16 protein-coding genes are annotated in these 15,448 nt (G+C 63.3%); 14 read left to right on the forward strand and 2 right to left on the reverse strand.

All coding sequences use genetic code 11. The features are described 5' to 3' along the window. The first annotated feature begins 9 nt into the window (after window positions 1–9). The 11 genes from DXY33_RS04240 (at window position 10) to DXY33_RS04285 (ending at window position 12,325) form a co-directional block, all read left to right on the forward strand. Window positions 10–1,914, forward strand: coding sequence for a DNA-directed RNA polymerase subunit gamma (locus tag DXY33_RS04240; protein ID WP_115131864.1), 1,905 nt, complete (start codon window positions 10–12; stop codon window positions 1,912–1,914). Window positions 1,915–1,961: 47 nt separating this feature from the next. Then, complete coding sequence (locus tag DXY33_RS04245; RefSeq protein WP_115131865.1) at window positions 1,962–6,050, forward strand: DNA-directed RNA polymerase subunit beta'; 4,089 nt, start codon at window positions 1,962–1,964, stop codon at window positions 6,048–6,050. Window positions 6,051–6,085: 35 nt separating this feature from the next. After that, complete coding sequence (locus DXY33_RS04250; protein ID WP_006850847.1) at window positions 6,086–6,238, forward strand: hypothetical protein; 153 nt, start codon at window positions 6,086–6,088, stop codon at window positions 6,236–6,238. Beyond that, complete coding sequence (rlmN, locus tag DXY33_RS04255) at window positions 6,235–7,293, forward strand: 23S rRNA (adenine(2503)-C(2))-methyltransferase RlmN (protein ID WP_115131866.1); 1,059 nt, start codon at window positions 6,235–6,237, stop codon at window positions 7,291–7,293. The genes DXY33_RS04250 and rlmN overlap by 4 nt, the downstream gene beginning before the upstream one ends. A gap of 54 nt (window positions 7,294–7,347) precedes the next feature. After that, window positions 7,348–9,102, forward strand: coding sequence for a sodium:solute symporter family protein (locus DXY33_RS04260; RefSeq protein WP_115131867.1), 1,755 nt, complete (start codon window positions 7,348–7,350; stop codon window positions 9,100–9,102). A gap of 30 nt (window positions 9,103–9,132) precedes the next feature. After that, window positions 9,133–9,258 carry a hypothetical protein gene (locus DXY33_RS12815; RefSeq protein WP_011365010.1) on the forward strand — a complete coding sequence of 42 codons (126 nt, stop codon included), beginning with the start codon at window positions 9,133–9,135 and terminating at the stop codon, window positions 9,256–9,258. A gap of 30 nt (window positions 9,259–9,288) precedes the next feature. Continuing rightward, window positions 9,289–10,101, forward strand: a complete 813-nt coding sequence (locus DXY33_RS04265) for a HEAT repeat domain-containing protein (RefSeq protein ID WP_114989424.1) — start codon at window positions 9,289–9,291, stop codon at window positions 10,099–10,101. 75 nt (window positions 10,102–10,176) lie between these two features. Beyond that, a complete protein-coding gene (locus tag DXY33_RS04270) occupies window positions 10,177–10,380 on the forward strand; it encodes a DUF2997 domain-containing protein (RefSeq protein ID WP_115131868.1) in 204 nt (67 codons plus the stop codon). Continuing rightward, entirely contained in the window at window positions 10,380–10,772 is a 393-nt protein-coding gene (locus DXY33_RS04275) for a DUF1257 domain-containing protein (protein ID WP_115131869.1), read from the forward strand. Before DXY33_RS04270 ends, DXY33_RS04275 begins: the two co-directional genes overlap by 1 nt. A gap of 3 nt (window positions 10,773–10,775) precedes the next feature. Continuing rightward, the gene (locus DXY33_RS04280) at window positions 10,776–11,126 is read left to right on the forward strand and encodes a ferredoxin (RefSeq protein ID WP_244275861.1); all 351 of its coding nucleotides are present in this window, start codon (window positions 10,776–10,778) and stop codon (window positions 11,124–11,126) included. Further along, window positions 11,126–12,325, forward strand: a complete 1,200-nt coding sequence (locus DXY33_RS04285) for an aldo/keto reductase (RefSeq protein ID WP_115131870.1) — start codon at window positions 11,126–11,128, stop codon at window positions 12,323–12,325. Before DXY33_RS04280 ends, DXY33_RS04285 begins: the two co-directional genes overlap by 1 nt. A gap of 9 nt (window positions 12,326–12,334) precedes the next feature. On the opposite strand, the gene rsmG is transcribed toward DXY33_RS04285, so the two are convergent. Beyond that, window positions 12,335–13,066 (reverse strand): 16S rRNA (guanine(527)-N(7))-methyltransferase RsmG, encoded by a 732-nt coding sequence (rsmG, locus tag DXY33_RS04290; RefSeq protein ID WP_115131871.1) that lies wholly within the window; start codon window positions 13,064–13,066, stop codon window positions 12,335–12,337. A 25-nt stretch (window positions 13,067–13,091) separates the two neighbouring features. Here rsmG and DXY33_RS04295 point away from each other — a divergent pair, with 25 nt between their 5' ends. Continuing rightward, a complete protein-coding gene (locus DXY33_RS04295; RefSeq protein ID WP_115131872.1) occupies window positions 13,092–13,631 on the forward strand; it encodes a J domain-containing protein in 540 nt (179 codons plus the stop codon). Next, entirely contained in the window at window positions 13,573–13,845 is a 273-nt protein-coding gene (locus DXY33_RS04300) for a DUF3143 domain-containing protein (RefSeq protein ID WP_244275852.1), read from the forward strand. The genes DXY33_RS04295 and DXY33_RS04300 overlap by 59 nt, the downstream gene beginning before the upstream one ends. An 11-nt stretch (window positions 13,846–13,856) precedes the next feature. Here the strand turns inward: DXY33_RS04300 and bioA are convergent, their stop codons facing one another. Next, window positions 13,857–15,155, reverse strand: coding sequence for an adenosylmethionine--8-amino-7-oxononanoate transaminase (bioA, locus tag DXY33_RS04305; RefSeq protein ID WP_115131873.1), 1,299 nt, complete (start codon window positions 15,153–15,155; stop codon window positions 13,857–13,859). 31 nt (window positions 15,156–15,186) lie between these two features. Between bioA and DXY33_RS04310 the strand changes: the two genes are divergently transcribed. Next, entirely contained in the window at window positions 15,187–15,447 is a 261-nt protein-coding gene (locus DXY33_RS04310) for a hypothetical protein (protein WP_244275853.1), read from the forward strand. Window position 15,448: the final 1 nt, after the last annotated feature.

A 15,448-nucleotide genomic window follows, 5' to 3' on the forward strand; every position in this document is an offset into this window, starting at 1 on the left:
TAACCGTCAATGACCAACAGCAACCTCCGCACCGAGAACCACTTCGATTACGTCAAGATCACCCTCGCCTCACCCGATCGGGTGATGGAGTGGGGACAGCGCACCCTGCCCAACGGCCAGGTGGTCGGTGAGGTCACTAAGCCGGAGACCATCAACTACCGCACCCTCAAGCCCGAGATGGACGGGCTGTTCTGCGAAAAGATCTTTGGCCCGTCCAAAGACTGGGAATGCCACTGCGGCAAGTACAAGCGGGTGCGTCACCGGGGCATCGTTTGTGAACGCTGCGGTGTGGAGGTCACCGAGAGCCGCGTGCGTCGTCACCGCATGGGTTTCATCAAGCTGGCGGCCCCCGTCTCCCACGTCTGGTACCTGAAGGGGATCCCCAGCTACGTCGCCATCCTGCTGGACATGCCCCTGCGGGATGTGGAGCAGATCGTCTACTTCAACTGCTACGTGGTGCTGGATCCCGGCGACCACAAGGACCTGAAGTACAAGCAGCTGCTCACCGAAGACGAGTGGCTGGAAATTGAAGACGAGATCTACGCCGAAGATTCCGAGATCGAGAACGAGCCCGTGGTGGGAATCGGTGCCGAGGCCCTCAAGCAACTGCTGGAAGACCTCACCCTCGATGAAGTGGCTGAGCAGCTGCGTGAGGAGATCAACGGCAGCAAGGGTCAGAAGCGCGCCAAGTTGATCAAGCGTCTGCGCGTGATCGACAACTTCATCGCCACCAACGCTCGTCCAGAGTGGATGGTGCTGGATGTGATCCCGGTGATTCCGCCCGACCTGCGCCCGATGGTGCAGCTCGATGGTGGTCGCTTCGCCACCAGCGATCTCAACGATCTCTACCGGCGGGTGATCAATCGCAACAACCGTCTGGCGAGGCTCCAGGAAATCCTGGCCCCTGAAATCATCGTCCGCAACGAGAAGCGGATGCTGCAGGAGGCCGTCGACGCCCTGATCGACAACGGCCGTCGCGGTCGCACCGTCGTGGGTGCCAACAACCGTCCGCTCAAATCACTGAGCGACATCATTGAAGGCAAGCAGGGCCGCTTCCGTCAGAACCTCCTTGGTAAGCGGGTCGACTACTCCGGTCGTTCAGTGATCGTGGTGGGTCCGAAGCTGAAGATGCACCAGTGCGGTCTGCCCAAGGAGATGGCGATCGAGCTGTTTCAGCCCTTCGTGATCCACCGCCTGATCCGCCAGAACATCGTTAACAACATCAAGGCGGCCAAGAAGCTGATTCAGCGGGCCGACGATGAAGTGATGCAGGTGCTGCAAGAGGTGATCGACGGTCACCCGATCCTGCTGAACCGTGCTCCAACCCTGCACCGTCTCGGCATTCAGGCCTTCGAACCCAAGCTGGTGGATGGCCGTGCCATTCAGCTGCACCCCCTCGTCTGCCCAGCCTTCAACGCTGACTTTGACGGTGACCAGATGGCCGTTCACGTGCCCCTGGCCATCGAGGCGCAGACCGAGGCCCGCATGCTGATGCTGGCCAGCAACAACATCCTGTCGCCTGCGACCGGTGAGCCGATCATCACCCCGTCTCAGGACATGGTGCTCGGCTCCTACTACCTGACGGCGCTGCAACCCGGTGTCTCCAAGCCCGGCTTCGGCGATCGCAGCTGCACGTTCGCGGGTCTGGAGGATGTCATCCACGCCTTTGAAGACAACCGGATCGGTCTGCACGACTGGGTGTGGGTCCGCTTCAACGGTGAAGTTCAGGACGATGAAGAGCTGGATGCGCCCAGCAAGAGCGAATCCCTCAGCGATGGGACACGCATCGAAGAGTGGAGCTACCGCCGCGACCGTTTCGATGAAGACGGTGCCCTGATTAGCCGCTACATCCTCACCACTGTGGGCCGCGTGGTGATGAATCACACGATCATCGACGCGGTGGCCGCCGCCTGAATCAAGCCAGACGTCCTTCCTCCTTAACTCCTGATCCGCGCGCAGTCATGACCTCGTCCTCGAAATCTCGCAAGTCCAAATCCAGTAAGGCCTCCAAGGCCGCCAAAGAGGCTCCCGTGAGCGCATCGCGTCCGCTCTCGAAGACCCCACCGCCGTTCCGCAACCAGGTCATCGACAAGCGGGCCCTCAAGCAGCTCGTTGCCTGGTCCTACAAGAACCACGGCACTGCGGTGACGTCGGCCATGGCCGACAACCTCAAGGATCTCGGCTTCAAGTACGCCACCCAGGCGGCTGTGTCGATCTCCGTCGACGACCTCAAGGTGCCCGAGGCGAAGAAGGATCTGCTGGGCCAGGCCGAGGAACAGATCATGGCCACCGAAGAACGCTATCGCCTCGGTGAAATCACCGAGGTGGAGCGTCACACCAAGGTGATCGACACCTGGACCGAGACCAACGAGCGTCTGGTGGATGCTGTCAAAAAGAACTTTGACGAGAACGCACCGCTGAACTCGGTGTGGATGATGGCCAATTCCGGCGCCCGGGGAAACATGTCCCAGGTGCGTCAGCTGGTGGGCATGCGCGGCCTGATGGCCAACCCGCAGGGTGAAATCATCGACCTTCCGATCCGCACCAACTTCCGTGAGGGTCTGACGGTCACCGAGTACGTCATCTCCTCCTATGGCGCCCGGAAGGGTCTGGTGGATACGGCGCTGCGCACCGCCGACTCCGGTTACCTCACCCGTCGTCTGGTGGACGTTGCCCAGGATGTGATCGTCCGTGAGGACGACTGCGGCACGACCCGCCACATCGTGGTGGACGCCGAGGACGGCAAATTCGGCAGCCGGCTTGTGGGTCGCCTGACCGCCGCCCAGGTGGTGAATGCCGATGGCGAGGTGCTGGCTGAGCGCGACACTGAAATCGATCCGCCGCTGTCTAAGTCCTTCGAGGCCGCTGGTGTCAAGGCCGTGAGTGTGCGTTCGCCGCTCACCTGTGAAGCCAACCGTTCCGTTTGCCGCAAGTGCTACGGCTGGGCACTGGCCCACAACGAACTGGTCGACCTGGGTGAAGCCGTCGGCATCATTGCAGCCCAGTCGATCGGTGAGCCTGGAACCCAGCTCACCATGCGGACCTTCCACACCGGTGGTGTGTCCACCGCTGAAACAGGTGTGGTTCGCTCCAAGGTGGCGGGCACCGTCGAGTTCGGCAGCAAGGCGCGGGTGCGTCCCTACCGCACCCCCCACGGTGTGAATGCCCAACAGGCTGAGGTTGATTTCAACCTCACGATCAAGCCGTCCGGCAAGGGCAAGGCCCAGAAGATCGAGATCACTAACGGCTCCCTGTTGTTCGTCGACAACGGTGCTGAGATCGATGCCGACGTCACCGTGGCGCAGATCGCCGCTGGTGCGGTCAAGAAGAGTGTGGAGAAGGCCACCAAGGACGTGATCTGCGACCTGGCCGGCCAGGTGCGTTACGAGGAGGCGATCCAGCCCCGTGAGGTCACCGACCGCCAGGGCAACATCACCCTGAAGGCCCAGCGTCTTGGCCGCATGTGGGTGCTTTCCGGCGACGTCTACAACCTGCCGCCCAATGCTCAGCCCGTGGTCACCAGTGAGACCCAGGTCACTGAGGGTCAGGTGCTGGCCGAAGCCAGCCAGCGGAGTGAGTACGGCGGTGAAGTGCGCTTGCGCGACTCCATCGGTGATTCCCGTGAGGTGCAGATCGTCACCACGGCGATGACCCTCAAAGACTTCAAGCTGCTGGAGGAGTCCACCCACTCCGGTGAGATCTGGAACCTCGAGGCCAAAGACGGCACCCGTTACCGCCTCAACACCATCCCCGGCAGCAAGATCGGTTCCGGTGAGGTCATCGCTGAACTGGCGGATGACCGCTTCCGCACCGGCACCGGTGGTTTGGTGAAGTTCGCCCCTGGTCTGGCGATCAAGAAGGCCCGTTCCGCCAAGAACGGTTACGAGGTCAACAAGGGCGGCACCCTGCTTTGGATCCCCCAGGAGACCCACGAAATCAACAAGGACATCTCCCTGTTGATGATCACCGACGGTCAGTGGATCGAGGCCGGCACCGAGGTTGTCAAAGACATCTTCAGCCAGACCGCGGGCATCGTCACCGTCACCCAGAAGAACGACATTCTGCGCGAAATCATCGTCCGCAGTGGTGAGTTCCACCTCTGCACCGATGCCAAGGCACTGGAGCGTTTCGAGGGTGATGGCCAGATGGTCAACCCCGGCGAAGACATCGCCAAGGGGCTGTCCGTTGACACGATGAAGTACGTGCAGACGGTGGAGACCCCCGAAGGCAAGGGTCTGCTGCTGCGTCCGGTTGAGGAGTACACCATTCCCAACGAGGCCCAGCTGCCTGAGCTGTCCCATGTGAAGCAGGCCAATGGCCCTCACCTCGGCATCAAGGCCACCCAGCGTCTGGCGTTCAAGGACAACGAACTGATCAAGTCCGTTGAAGGTGTGGAGCTGCTCAAGACCCAGCTGCTGCTCGAGACCTTCGACACCACCCCGCAGATGACGGTGGATGTCGAGAAGGCTCCCGACAAGCGGGCCAAGACTATTTCTCGTCTGCGCCTTGTGATCCTCGAGTCGATCCTGGTGCGTCGCGACACCATGTCCGACTCCAGCCACGGCTCAACCCACACCGAGCTGCAGGTCGAAGATGGCGTGTCTGTGAAGGCTGGCGATGTCGTCGCCACCACCCAGATCCTCTGCAAGCAGGCCGGTCTGGCGCAGTTGCCTGAAGCCACGGAAGCCGACCCGGTGCGTCGGATGATCGTGGAACGCCCCGAAGACACCACCACCCTGAGCACCTCCGGCAAGCCGGTGGTGAGCGTCGGTCAGCGGATTGTCGATGGCGATGCCCTTGCCGACGGCGAAACCGCCACCTGCTGTGGTGAGATCGAGGCCGTCAGCGGCAACAGCGTCACACTCCGTCTGGGACGTCCCTACATGGTGTCGCCCGACTCCGTCCTGCACGTGCGTGATGGAGATCTGGTGCAGCGCGGTGATGGCCTGGCCCTGCTGGTGTTCGAACGCCAGAAGACCGGTGACATCGTTCAGGGTCTGCCCCGAATCGAGGAATTGCTGGAGGCCCGTCGCCCCCGTGAATCCGCGATTCTCTGCAAGAAGCCCGGCACCGTTGAGATCAAGCAGGGTGAAGACGACGAGTCCCTTGCCGTCAACGTGATCGAATCCGATGACGCCATCGGTGAATATCCGATCCTGCTCGGCCGCAACATCATGGTGAGCGATGGCCAACAGGTCACCGCTGGTGAACTGCTGACCGATGGCCCGATCAACCCCCACGAGTTGCTCGAGTGCTACTTCGAAGATCTGCGCAGCCGCAAGCCTCTGATGGAGGCCGCCCAGGAGGCGATCGCCAACCTGCAGCACCGTCTGGTGACTGAGGTTCAGAACGTCTACAAGTCCCAAGGCGTCTCGATTGACGACAAGCACATCGAGGTGATCGTCCGTCAGATGACCAGCAAGGTGCGGGTCGAAGATGCCGGCGACACCACCCTGTTGCCAGGTGAGCTGATCGAACTGCGTCAGGTGGAAGACACCAACCAGGCCATGGCGATCACCGGTGGCGCTCCCGCCGAGTTCACCCCGGTGCTGCTGGGTATCACCAAGGCGTCGCTCAACACCGACAGCTTCATCTCCGCCGCCTCCTTCCAGGAGACGACCCGGGTGCTCACCGAAGCCGCCATCGAGGGCAAGAGCGACTGGCTGCGTGGTCTCAAGGAGAACGTGATCATCGGTCGCCTGATTCCCGCAGGTACCGGCTTCAGCGGCTTCGAAGAAGAGCTGCAGAAGGAGGCTGGCCCCCACCCCGACATCCTTTCGGAGGACCCGGCCGGCTACCGCCGCATGCAGAACCTGCGTCCCGACTACACCGTCGACATGCCCCCTGCGGCCAGCGCCAGTGCGGTGCTGGATGACCCTAGTGACGCCGATCTCGAGGCCACCCGCACCCGCCACAACATCGACCCCTCGGCGAGCAATTTCGCCGCGTTCACCCGTCCGGACGCCGACAATGAGCTGAAGGAAGAGCAGGTGGTCGATGCTGAAGCCGTTGAGGGTCTTCAGGAAGAGGGCCTGCTCTCTGACGAATGAGCTCCGCTCAATCGTTCACCATTGCAGCCCCTTCCATGCTTGAGCCCACTGAGATCCCCAAGAGACGCCTGCCCAAATATGGGTTCCACACCCATACCGAGCGGCTGAATGGACGTCTGGCCATGCTTGGCTTCATCGCCCTGATGGCGGTGGAGATCAAGCTTGGCCATGGTCTGCTGATCTGGTGACCCAGGCTCTGCTGGGTCGCAGCGCGGCCGAGCTGCAGGACTGGGCCGTCGCCCAGGGACAGAAGCCGTTCCGCGGCCGTCAGCTGCATGACTGGATCTATGCCAAGGGGGCTCGATCCCTGGCCGACATCACGGTCTTCCCCAAGACCTGGCGTGCCACCTTGTTGGAGAGCGGCATTGATGTGGGCCGGCTGAAGGAAGTGCATCGTTCGGTGGCCACGGATGCCACCACCAAATTGCTGCTCTCCACCGAGGACGGCGAAACCATCGAAACGGTCGGGATTCCCACCGACCAACGCCTCACCGTCTGTGTGTCCAGCCAGGTGGGTTGTCCCATGGCCTGCCGCTTCTGTGCCACCGGCAAAGGGGGGTTGCAGCGTTCACTTCAGACCCACGAAATCGTGGATCAGGTGCTGAGTGTGCGTGAGGCGATGGACCGTCGTCCTTCCCACATCGTGTTCATGGGCATGGGCGAGCCCCTGCTCAACAGCAGCGCTGTGCTGGAGGCGATCCGCTGCCTCAATGATGATCTCGGCATCGGCCAACGGCGCATCACCGTCAGCACGGTGGGTGTTCCGAAAACCTTGCCGCAACTCGCGGAACTGGCCATGCAGCGGCTGGGCCGCGCCCAGTTCACCCTGGCGGTGAGCCTCCATGCCCCCAACCAGCGGCTGCGCGAGGAGCTCATTCCCACAGCCCATGCCTACCCCTATGAGGCTTTGCTCGAGGATTGCCGTCACTATCTGGAATTGACCGGTCGGCGGGTGAGTTTTGAGTACATCCTGCTCGGTGAAATCAACGATCAGCCCGAGCATGCCGCAGAGCTGGCGGATCGCGTTGGTGGTTTCCAGAGCCACGTGAACCTGATCGCCTACAACCCGATTGAGGAGGAAGAGTTCAAACGACCAACGCCGCAGCGGATCGAGGCGTTTCGTCGTGTGTTGGAGCGGCGCGGTGTTGCCGTGAGCCTCAGGGCCAGCCGGGGGCTCGATCAAAATGCGGCCTGCGGTCAGCTCCGGCGTCAGCAGATGGCCCCCAATTCATCCGGCAGCTGACGGGTGGGCTGATGCCCTGTTCCTCAGCAGACTGCTGAGGAACAGGGTCTGCGCATGACAGCGATCGATTGGCTGCTTCTCGCTGCTTACCTCGTTCTCACCCTGGTGTTGGGGTTGTGGCTGGCCCGCCGCAACAGCGGCGAGGCGGATTATTTCGTGGCTGGCCGTCGTCTGAACGGTTGGTTGGCCGGCGCCTCGATGGCGGCCACCACCTTCTCCATCGATACGCCGCTTTACGTTGCCGGCCTGGTTGGTACCCGCGGCCTGGCGGGCAACTGGGAGTGGTGGAGCTTTGGTTTGGCCCACGTGGCCATGGCTGTTGTCTTCGCACCCCTCTGGCGCCGCAGCGGTGTGCTCACCGACGCCGCCTTCACCGAGCTGCGCTATGGCGGAGCGGCGGCGGCTTGGTTGCGCGGCATCAAGGCTTTCCTGCTGGCCGTGCCGGTGAACTGCATCGGCATCGGCTATGCCTTCCTCGCCCTCCGCAAGGTGGTGGAAGCGCTGGGGCTGGTGTCGGGTCAACCCGCAGCACTGGGACTGACGGACACGGTCTGGCTCCTGATGGTCGTGGCTCTGCTTGTGATGAGTTACACCGTGGCCGGTGGGCTCTGGGCCGTCGTGGTCACCGATCTGGTCCAGCTTGTGCTGGCGTTGGCGGGTGCCCTGGCCGTGGCCGCGGCTGCCCTCCATGCCGCAGGAGGGATGACAGCGCTGTTGGAACAACTGCAGGCACTGCAGCGGCCGGAGATGCTGTCCCTGGTGCCCTGGACCTGGGATGACGCGGGCTTCCACTGGTTGCAGGGCAGTGGCATCAGCATCCCGATGTTCACGGCCTACATCGCTGTGCAGTGGTGGAGTTTCCGCCGCAGCGATGGGGGTGGCGAGTTCATCCAGCGCATGCTGGCCACCCGCGATGAGCAGCAGGCGCGGCTGGCGGGTTGGGTGTTTCTGGTGGTGAATTACCTCGTGCGCAGCTGGCTCTGGATCGTGGTCGCGTTGGCGGCCCTGGTGCTGTTGCCGGCTGGCGCTGATCTTGAGCTCGGCTATCCCGCCCTGGCCGTGCAACTGCTGCCCCCGGTGGCGCTCGGCTTGGTGGTGATCTCTTTGGTGGCGGCGTTCATGAGCACCGTGAGCACCTCGGTGAACTGGGGAGCCAGCTACCTCACCCACGACCTCTATCAGCGCTTTGTTCGCCCCTCTGCCGGTTCGCGGGAGCTGTTGCTGGTGGGACAACTCACCACGGTTCTGCTGCTCGTTCTTGGGGTGATCACCGCTTTGATCAGCGACAGCATCGGCACGGTGTTTCGGCTGGTGATCGCGATCGGGTCCGGCCCCGGTGTGGTTCTGGTGCTGCGCTGGTTCTGGTGGCGCGTGAATGCAGCCGCGGAGCTGTCGGCGATGCTCTGCGGCTTTTTCGTTGGGGTGTTCACTTCGGTGGTGCCCCTGGTTCGGATCGAGGATTACGGGGTTCGCATTGCGGTGATCACCGGCCTCTCCGCTGTCCTCTGGTTGACGGTGATGCTGAGCACACCGCCGGAATCGGATGCTGTTTTGGAGCGGTTTGTGCGGACGGTGCGTCCTCCGGGCCCCGGGTGGTCACGCCTGCGCCAGCGCTTCGGCGTCATGCCGATGGAGTCGTTGCCGGCCATGCTGCGGCGCTTCATGCTGGCCTGTGGTGTGTTGTTTGGTGGCCTGCTCGGCACCGGAGGCTTCCTGTTGCATCAACAGTGGAGTGGCTGGATCGGTCTGTCGGTGCTGATCCTCTCGATGTGGCAGCTGCGGCGGCGAGTCGATGCCGTGCCCTCTTGAGCAGAATGACGCCTTGATTGGCCTGTTCCGGTGTCGTTTTTTCGTTCCACGCTTCTGCCGGCTCTGATTGTTCTTCTGTTTGCCCTGGCGTTGTTCGCTGTGAGTGCCCGCATCTGGCTTCCCGGTGACATGCTGGCTCCAGCCCCGATGGGTTGAGTCCTGGAATGGCTCCCGTAGCATCCCCGCATGACTGACGACCGCAGCCAACAGAAGGACCAGGGGCTGTCCAGCCTCTCTGTGGATCCTGATCTGCTGGCGCGTGAGCTGGCGGCGGAAGACGACGTTGATCCGCTTGATGCAATCCAGCTCGATGACGCCGAGCAGGATTCCTCCCTGGAGATTGCCCGGGCCTGTGACCAGGGCCTGGTCTTGTTGCGTGGCAACCACGGAGAACGGCTGCAGGGCCTGCAGGTGTTCTGTGAACACCGTGATCCCCGTTCGATTGCCCTGCTGCTGCCCTTGCTCCAGAACTCCTGTCCGGTGGAGCGGATGAGTGCCGTCTACGCCTTGGGCCGCAATCCATCACCGCCGGCTGTTGAGCCGCTGTTGCAGCTGCTTCAGCTCGATGCCAATGCCTACGTCCGCAAGGCTGCGGCCTGGAGCCTGGGCAATTTCCCCGATGCTCCGGTGCTCAATCCGTTGATCCGGGCGTTGCAGACGGATGTCGCAGCGGTGCGCCTCTGGTGTCCGGGATCCCTGGCGGAAGCCGGCAGCCGTTCCCCGGTCAAGGCCGACCCCGCGGCGGGGCAATTGCTGGTGAGTCTGCGCATCGACAGTGAAGCGGTGGTGCGCAGCAACTGCATCTGGGCTTTGGGCCGTTTGATGGATCAGCTGGTGCAGCCGCGGCAAGCCGAGATCGTTGAAGCCCTGGTGAGTGCCCTCCTCCATGACGGGGAGATCTCCGTGCGCGATGAGGCCAGAACGGCCCTCGAGCAGCTGGAGGATCCGCTGGTGCTGGAACGCCTCCAGGCTCTGATCAACGACGGTTTCATCCTGTAGCGCCGCTCTTGTAACGGCAAACGCAACATTCAGGGGTGACCCCCACTAGATTGCTGCGCAAATCACGCTTCTTCGATGCCCCAGAAGACCATTCGTTTCACCATTCGGTCTGACGGCCGTGTGGAAGAACGGGTCGAGGGTGTTGATGGTGAAGCGTGCCAGCAGCTCACTGAAGAAGTGGAAGCTGCTCTTGGAACGGTTGAACGTCAGGAGTCCACATCCGAAGCGTTTCTGCAGCCTGAGGTCCAGTCCCAGTCTCTTCCCGCTCATTTGAACTGATGTCGCATTTCAGCACCGTCAAAACCGAACTGCGTCAGCTGGAGCCTCTGGTGAAAGCCCTGGAAGACATGGGCTATGCCCCTTATCAGGGTGAACGTCCCGTGCGCGGCTACCGCGGCCAGACCGTCACCGCTGATCTGGCCATCGCGGTGCAGGACGGTGGTGACATCGGCTTCCGCTGGAACAGCGCATCGGAGTCCTATGAGCTGGTCACCGACCTTGATCTGTGGAAGCAGCAGATTCCTGTGGAACGTTTTCTCTCCAAGCTCACCCAGCGCTACGCCCTGAACACGGTTCTGGCTGCCACCACCAAGGAAGGATTCCAGGTTGCCGAGCAGACCCAATCCGAGGATGGTTCGATCGAACTCGTGGTGACCCGCTGGGACGCCTGAATCCTGGCTGATCCTTCGTCTCACGCCTTTTCCGCCCCCGCTCGCCCGCAGGAGCAGGTCACAGGGAGGGAACCCCTGCTCGGGGGAGACATGCGTGATCAGGCTGTCTGGGTGGATGAAGCCGTCTGCATCGGCTGTCGCTACTGCGCCCACGTGGCTGCGAACACCTTTGTTGTTGAGCCGCATCTGGGACGCTCAAGGGCCATCCGACAGGACGGTGACTCCACCGAATGCATTCAGGAGGCCATCGACACCTGTCCTGTGGATTGCATTCACTGGGTTCCCTTTGAATCGTTGGAAACGTTGCGGCAAAACCTGATTCGCCAGAATCTGCAACCGCGTCCCCAGGGTTGATGGCGCTTCCCACCCGCCGATTCGGCCGCACGGAGCTTGAGATCCCCCTGTTGTCTCTTGGGGGAATGCGCTTTCAGCAGAGCTGGACCGACCTTCCTGCTGATCAGATCACGTCTGCATCGCAAACCCAGCTCGAGGCGACTCTGAAGCGCGCGGTGGATCTGGGCTTTCACCATGTGGAAACGGCGCGGCACTACGGCAGCTCCGAACGTCAGCTGGGCTGGGCCCTGCCGCGTACACCCGATCCCTCCCGTCTGCTGCAAAGCAAGGTGCCTCCCCGGCCCGATGCCGATGCCTTCGAGGCGGAACTGGAGCTCAGTTTTGACCGGTTGGGCTGTGATCGCCTTGATTTACTGGCCATCCACGGCATCAACCTGCCGGAGCATCTCGAGCAGGCCCTTCAACCCGGGGGCTGTATGGAGGTGGTGCGCCGCTGGCAGGCGGAGGGCCGTATTGGTCACGTGGGTTTCTCCACCCATGGCCCCACCGCCTTGATCGCACAGGCCTGCGACTCCGGTGCCTTCGATTACGTGAATCTGCACTGGTACTACATCCGCCAGGACAACGGCCCTGCCTTGGATGCGGCCCGCCGTCAGGACATGGGGGTGTTCATCATCAGTCCCACTGACAAGGGCGGCCATCTGCACACGCCATCCCAACGGCTGTTGGAGCTGTGTGCACCGCTGCATCCCATCGTCTTCAACGACCTGTTCTGTCTCCAGGACCCGCGGGTGCACACCATCAGTGTGGGAGCGGCCCGGCCGGAGGATCTCGAGCTTCACCTGGAGGCGTTGCACCTGCTACCGGAGGCAGCGTCCTTGGTTGCTCCAGTGGATCAGCGGCTTCGGCAGGCGGCCGATGAAGCATTGGGTCGTGACTGGATGGCCACCTGGTCCGTCGGGCTGCCGCCTTGGCATGCGACGCCTGGGGAAATCAACCTGCCGGTGTTGCTTTGGCTGTACAACCTGCTGGAGGCCTGGGATCTGGAGAGTTATGCCAAGGCCCGCTATGGGTTGCTGGGCTCCGGCGGCCACTGGTTTGCCGGGGCCAATGCCGATGGCTTTGATGCGGAGGTCAGTGCCGAAGAGCTGCAGAGCGTCCTGCAGGAGAGCCCGTGGCGTGAGCGCATCCCAGAGATTCTGCGCAGCCTCAAGCAGCGGCTCAAGGGCGAATCCCAGATGCGCTTGTCGAGCGTCTGAGCGTTCCTTTTAGCTCCCCAGAGGATCCCGGCTGGGTGTTCCCACGGCCCTTGGGTAGCTGCGGGGGCAGGGGCCGTTCGGTTGCACCCGCAGCAGGTGCCGCGTGCCGCGATCACCGGGCAGTTGCCGGTGCTGCACCTCGATCAGATGGCCCTTAAGCAGGCGCAGGGCCCTGTTGAACGGCACGGCATCGCTGTCCGTCCACTGGCCCCGATACAGCAGGGCCTGGCCGTCGCTCTTCAGCAAGGGCAAAAGGTATTCGGCCACCACGGGAGCTGCTGCCACAGCCCGGGCCACGGCGCGATCGAAGCTGCCGCGGAAGTGGCGATCGCGCCCGGTGGTTTCGATCCGCTCGGTGCGGACCCGCACCCGATCGGCAAGGCCCAGGCTTCCGGCCATGGCCTCCACGGCGGCGGTCTTGCGTCCGACGGAATCCAGCAGGGTCACCTGTGCCTGGGGCAGGGCAATGGCGATGGCGAGGCCGGGGAAGCCTCCCCCGGTTCCCACATCAATCCAGTGCTGCGGCTCGTCCGCTGACTGGAGTTCCGCCGCCAGCGGCCAGAGGCTGTCGAAGACCTGACCAATCCAGAAATCGTCGCCGTTCACCAGGCGCGTCAGGTTGACCCGTTCATTCCAGCTCTGCAGCAGGCCCTGAAGCTCCACCAGCTGGTCGCGCTGCGCCTGCGATGGCTGCCATCCCAGGGCGTCCCAGAACGCCGGTTCAGGCGCGGTGGCGGCCATGGCTGCAGCAACAACTCTTCTTAGGATGAAGGACCGGCCGTCCCCTGTGTCCGAAGCCCGCCCCAGCCATCACGAACGGCTTGGCGTGCGTCCCGGGGTTGACGCTGAAACCTTGCGCCAGGCCTTTCGACGCCAGTCCAAGGCCCTGCATCCCGACACCACGCAACTGCCGCCCGAGCAGGCCAGCATTGCGTTTCAGCAGCTCAAGGAGTCCTATGACGTTCTGCTGCGTCAGAGCCAGGCAACCCTCAGTCTTGGCGCCCAGTCGCCGTCATCGCCCCCGCCACTGCAGCGTGAATCCCGCCCGGATGCCTGGCAGGGCATTGGTCAACGCAGGCCCCTCTCTGGTGGGGAATGGTTCTCGCTGGTGCTGTTGAGCATCGCGCTGTTGCTCAGCCTGGTGCTGGGGTTGGGGGTGGCGCTTGCCCAGGGCCGCGATTGGCAGGTGTCGCCGAGTTGGCTGGCGGATGAGCAGACTCAGAACACATCCGTGCGTTCGCAACCTGATGGCCGCCCTGCCCCCGGAGAGCATCCCGCTGAATCAGCACTCTCTCCCGGCGCTTGAGGCTTGGCTCCAGCAGCTGGGTGCCGTCCGCATGGACGACAACCCCTGCCAGTGGATGCTTGAGCGTTCTGAGTGGCGAGCGTTGTTGCTGCTGGAACGGGAGGACCTCAAAGTGATCTGGCACCCGGGTTCCCTGGAGGCCATGGTGCAGTGTTCGCTGCCCTATGGCCTCTCCAGGGCCGATGTCGAGGCGGCGATTCAGGCGGGGCCCTGAGGCCAGCAGCTTCAGAGCTGATCGAGGGCCTGTTCCAGCACCGAATAGCAGCGTTCCAGCTGGGCATCGCTGATGCAGAGCGGTGGCAGCAGATAGACCACCTGGCCCAGGGGGCGGAGGAAGACGCCTTTCTCCATCGCCAGCCGTTTCAGCTTCGGCCCCGCCGGGTTGAGGTAGCCCGAGCTCCCCTCCACAACGAGGTCGAAGCCGGCCACCGTCCCCGTCAGCCGGGGATGTTGCACCTTCCGATGACGCGCCAACCGCTCCAGATGAGGACGATGCCGTTGTTCGAACTGTTGAAAGGCAGCGGGGTTGCGCTCAAGCAGGTCGAGGCTGGCGTTGGCCGCGGCGCAGCCCAGCGGATTGGCCGTGAAGCTGTGGCCGTGCCAGAGGGTCAGGCAGGGGTCGTCACCGACGAAGGCTTCGAACACCGCTTCGCTGGCCATGGTCACGCCCATCGGCAGACATCCCCCCGTCAAGCCTTTGGACAGGGCCATCAGATCCGGCCGGATGCCCGCTCGCCGGCTGGCGAACCAGTCGCCACAGCGTCCGAAGCCGGTGAGCACTTCATCGGCGATCAGCAGGGCTCCCGCCTGGCGGGTGCGTGCCTCCACTTGCCTCAGAAACTCGGGCCGCACCATGGCCATGCCGCCGGCCCCCTGCAGCAGCGGTTCGAGGATCACCGCCGCTGTCGGTGTCTCCAGCACGCGCTCGAGCACCTCGAGTGCCGCCGATTCCTTGGCCTCCACGGCATCGTCGTCCCACCAGGTGGCCGGCCAGGGAACCCGGGCGACGGGAAAGAGCTTGTCTTCGAAGGGGGCGCTGAACAGGTTGCGTTCGCCGACGGCCATCGCTCCGAAGGTGTCACCGTGGTACGCCCCGTCGAAGGCGACGATCTGAGAGCGCGGTTGGCCCCGGTTTGCCCACCACTGGCAGGCGATCTTGAGCGCCACTTCCACCGCAGTGGAGCCGTTGTCGGAGAAGAACAGCCGTTGCAGGCCGCAGAGGCCGCTCAGACGTACGGCCAGCTGTTCAGCAGGCTCATGGGTGAAGTCGGCAAAAATCACCTGCTCGAGGCGGGCGGCCTGATCGGCGATGGCCTTGGCCAGCACCGGATGGGCATGGCCGTGCAGGGTGACCCACCAGCTGCTGATGGCATCGATCAGGGGCTCGCCTTGCTCACGGATCAGCAGGGCACCGTCTCCAGACACCACCCGTTGGGAGTTAGCTGCGCTGGCCATCTGGGTGAAGGGGGGCCACAGATTCGGATGGCGGATCGACCCCATGGCAGCAGCGGCAGCTTTTGCCATATTGAATCTGGAGCTATTGGAGATGCCCCGGATGGCTGCCCCACGCACCCGTCGTCAATCCAAGCGTTTTGTTCCCACCACGCGGCCTGAGCCGTCGGCCAAGCGACGTCTTGTTGTCCCTGAGGGCGACTGGCAAGCGATTCGCAGTGATCTCGAGCTGCGGGGTTGGTCGTCCTCCCAGCTGGAGGTGATCCAGGCTGAACTCAGTCACGGATGGCCGCTGCGGGTCGCCGTGCGCCATGCCGCGATGCGTCTGGGCACCTGCCCTACCGGGTCAAAGGCCCTGGGCTGAG

The organism is Synechococcus sp. N26, assembly GCF_900473975.1.
GTDB lineage: Bacteria > Cyanobacteriota > Cyanobacteriia > PCC-6307 > Cyanobiaceae > Parasynechococcus.

Coding starts and splice junctions, on each gene's coding strand:
- DXY33_RS04240 (WP_115131864.1), top strand. CDS start 10: ATGACCAACAGCAACCTCCGCACCGAGAACCACTTCGATTACGTCAAG.
- DXY33_RS04245 (WP_115131865.1), top strand. CDS start 1,962: ATGACCTCGTCCTCGAAATCTCGCAAGTCCAAATCCAGTAAGGCCTCC.
- DXY33_RS04250 (WP_006850847.1), top strand. CDS start 6,086: ATGCTTGAGCCCACTGAGATCCCCAAGAGACGCCTGCCCAAATATGGG.
- DXY33_RS04260 (WP_115131867.1), top strand. CDS start 7,348: ATGACAGCGATCGATTGGCTGCTTCTCGCTGCTTACCTCGTTCTCACC.
- DXY33_RS04265 (WP_114989424.1), top strand. CDS start 9,289: ATGACTGACGACCGCAGCCAACAGAAGGACCAGGGGCTGTCCAGCCTC.
- DXY33_RS04270 (WP_115131868.1), top strand. CDS start 10,177: ATGCCCCAGAAGACCATTCGTTTCACCATTCGGTCTGACGGCCGTGTG.
- DXY33_RS04275 (WP_115131869.1), top strand. CDS start 10,380: ATGTCGCATTTCAGCACCGTCAAAACCGAACTGCGTCAGCTGGAGCCT.
- DXY33_RS04285 (WP_115131870.1), top strand. CDS start 11,126: ATGGCGCTTCCCACCCGCCGATTCGGCCGCACGGAGCTTGAGATCCCC.
- rsmG (WP_115131871.1), bottom strand. CDS start 13,066: ATGGCCGCCACCGCGCCTGAACCGGCGTTCTGGGACGCCCTGGGATGG.
- DXY33_RS04295 (WP_115131872.1), top strand. CDS start 13,092: ATGAAGGACCGGCCGTCCCCTGTGTCCGAAGCCCGCCCCAGCCATCAC.
- DXY33_RS04300 (WP_244275852.1), top strand. CDS start 13,573: ATGGCCGCCCTGCCCCCGGAGAGCATCCCGCTGAATCAGCACTCTCTC.
- bioA (WP_115131873.1), bottom strand. CDS start 15,155: ATGGCAAAAGCTGCCGCTGCTGCCATGGGGTCGATCCGCCATCCGAAT.
- DXY33_RS04310 (WP_244275853.1), top strand. CDS start 15,187: ATGGCTGCCCCACGCACCCGTCGTCAATCCAAGCGTTTTGTTCCCACC.